The organism is Streptomyces milbemycinicus, from assembly GCF_002154605.1.
Taxonomy (GTDB): Bacteria; Actinomycetota; Actinomycetes; order Streptomycetales; family Streptomycetaceae; genus Streptomyces; species Streptomyces milbemycinicus.
Window position 1 is genome coordinate 1 of record NZ_MUNE01001168.1, and the last position, 561, is coordinate 561.

Annotated in this window: 1 protein-coding gene; it reads right to left on the minus strand. The window is 72.4% G+C overall.

All coding sequences use genetic code 11. From position 1 onward, the window contains the following. The coding region (locus tag CCN51_RS51845) for a glycoside hydrolase family 10-like protein (RefSeq protein WP_158104803.1) at positions 1-561 on the minus strand (561 nt) is incomplete at both ends.

Here is a 561-nt window from a genome sequence, read left to right on the forward strand (position 1 = left end):
CACCTGCGGCACGATGTAGTCGATCCACGCCTCCCGGACCCATTTGCGCGTGTCCGCGTACAGGTCGTCGTAGGTCTGCACCCCGGCCCGGGTGTCGGAGCCCAGCGGATCGGTGGCCTGGTTGCGCCAGACGGCGAAGGGGCTGATCCCGAACCGCACCCGCCGGTCGAGCCGCTTGATGCGGGCGGCGGTCTCGCGCACCAGCCGGTCGATGTTGTCCCGCCGCCAGGCGGCCCGGTCCGGGAACCCCGCGCCGTGGCGCTCGTACGCCGCGTCGTCGTCGAAGACCTGGCCCGCCACCGGATAGGGGTAGAAGTAGTCGTCCCAGTGGACGGCGTCGACGTCGTAGCGCGCCACCGCGTCCAGCATCGCGTCCTGGACGAAGCGGCGGACCTCGGGCAGGCCCGGGTTGTAGTAGAGCTTGCCGCCGTAGGGCACCACCCACTCCGGGTGCAGCCGCGCGGGGTGCGTGGGGGCCAGCCGGGTGGGGTCGGTGTGGTTGGCGACGCGGTACGGATTGAACCAGGCGTGCAGTTCGAGGCCGCGCCGGTGGGCCTCGCG